The 2,143-nt window shown below is 60.8% G+C and carries 2 protein-coding genes; both read left to right on the plus strand.

What is annotated here, in order from left to right; all coding sequences use genetic code 11:
• The coding region (locus AC1DRJ_RS25335) for a host specificity factor TipJ family phage tail protein (RefSeq protein WP_477804571.1) at positions 1 to 1,431 on the plus strand (1,431 nt) is incomplete at its 5' end.
• A gap of 9 nt (positions 1,432 to 1,440) precedes the next feature.
• The gene (locus AC1DRJ_RS25340; protein ID WP_477804572.1) at positions 1,441 to 1,905 is read left to right on the plus strand and encodes a hypothetical protein; all 465 of its coding nucleotides are present in this window, start codon (positions 1,441 to 1,443) and stop codon (positions 1,903 to 1,905) included.
• The last annotated feature ends 238 nt before the right edge of the window (positions 1,906 to 2,143 follow it).

The raw sequence follows: 2,143 nt of genomic DNA on the forward strand, positions 1-2,143 counted from the left end.
TGGCTCGGCCCGCTCATGGCCACGCCCGAGCAGGAGCTGACCGACACGGTCGAATACGACATCTACATTCCGTCGGGTCTGGCTTGGTACAAAAGCAACGGCCACCGCCGGGCGGGCACGGTCAACATCCATGTGCACTGGCGTGACGCTGAATTGGGTGGGGCATGGAACACCATTCTGCACACGATCACCGAGAGTACCGAAGACGGCATCGGTTTCACCTTCTCGTTGACGCTGCCTTACCGGATGCGGCCACAGTTTCGCCTTCGCCGAGGTGAGCCCCAGACGGGCGGGACCACGCGTGACACTGCTTACTGGTACGGGCTTCGCTCAAGGCTCGCGACTCCGACGTCCTATGAGGGCGTCACGATCTTCGTGGCGGATATCCGGACGGGCGATCGCTTGGGCGCACAGTCGGACCGGCGCGTCAGCATGGTGGCTGAGCGGCTGTATGACGGCGGGACGCCGCGGTCAATCAGCCATGCAGCGCTTCTCGTGGTCGACAGCCTGGGCATTGACCGCAGCGAAATCGATGTGGATCAGCTCAATGAGTTGGAGGCGAGCTACTGGACGCCGCGCGGTGAGACGTTCGACTTTTCCTTTACCGAGCAATCAACGGTGCGCGAAGTCCTGCAAAAGATTTTTGCCGCCGGCATGAGTCACCTGACACTGACGGACGGACTGATCAGTTCGATCCGCGAGGGCGTGCAGTCGTTCCGGGGCACGATCACCAACCACGAAATGAACACCGAGCTCAACGCCAGCTTCACGGCGCCCAGCCCGGATGACTTCGACGGCGTCGACGTGAAGTATCTCGATCCGCAGACCTGGTCCATTGAGACGGTTGAGTGCCGGATGCCTGGAAGCCTCGGGCTGAAAGTGGAAACACTGGACCTCGACGGTGTGCTGGATCGTAACCGCGCCTGGCGCATTGGCATGCGCAAGTTACGCAAGCACCTCAACCAGCGATGGGCTTACTCGGGCAACACGGACTTGGAAGCGCTGTGCTATGAGCGTCTGGATCATATCGTGCTGGCTGATGATATCCCGGGCACCAGCCAATCAGCGTTGATCGTCGATGCGCAGGTGGTGGGCGCGGTGGTCGTGCTTGAGGTGACCGAGCCGCTGGACTGGAACGTGGAAAATCCCCGCATCCTGATTCGCCGGCACGATGGCTCGGCCACACCACTGATCGCACCGACTCAACTGTCGGACTACACGATGAGCATCCAGGCCGACGCCCTGGACTTTGACCTGATCACAGACCTGTCGATCGAGCCGGCGCGCTTGCTGTTCGCCGCCTCCACGCAAGTGGGCTACAGCGCTATGCTCAGCGAGATCGCTCCCGATAGCGACGGAACCTGCAGCTTCACAGCGATCGAGTATCGCGACGAATACTACGCCGATGACAACGGCCTCGCGCCCAATTAAGGACTGCTGATGATTGCCTATCCGGAGGGATTGCCCCTGCCGCTGCGGGACGGTTACGGCTTCGAGCCGGTCAGCCCGTTGCTGCGGTCACAAAAAATGAGTGGGCGCGCTGTGCAGCGGCGCTTGTACAAAAGTGTTCCCACCGAAGCGTCGGTTTCCTGGCTGCTCAGCGACGAGCAGACGCAGCTGTTCGAGGGGTGGTTCGAACACGTCCTGATCTCGGGGGTTATGTGGTTTGAGGTCCGCCTGAAAACGCCACTCGGGCTGGAAACCTACGAGGCCCGGTTCAAGGATATCTACTCGGGGCCGACGCTGGTCGGCGTGAGTCATTGGCGATTCACCGCGGTGCTCGAGCTGTTCCAGCGGCCCGTTGTGGATGCCGAGTGGGTGCTGATCGCGCCTGAATACATCCTCATGTCCAGCATCTTCGACCGGGCAATGAATCAGGAGTGGCCTCGCCGCCTCGACGAATAACGCCCAGTGATGGCCCGCCCGGTCCTCACGACCACCTGACACCACCACCGGTATACTGCCGGCCTTTCCCGTTTTCAGGTTTGGTCGTCATGGTTAATCGCCGGCAATTACTAAAAATCAGCGCCCTCGGTACCGCTTCCTTCGCGGCGCCGCTGGCGTACTCTGCGAGCAACATAACCATGGCCTACAACACCGGCAACGCGATTGGCTCTACTTCCCCAAAAGACTTGTCCGATAA

The sequence above is a fragment of the Pseudomonas sp. P5_B2 genome (genome assembly GCF_056400445.1).

What these genes read in the sequence shown, in the direction of transcription:
- AC1DRJ_RS25340 (WP_477804572.1), top strand. Translation starts at nt 1,441, where the DNA reads ATGATTGCCTATCCGGAGGGATTGCCCCTGCCGCTGCGGGACGGTTAC.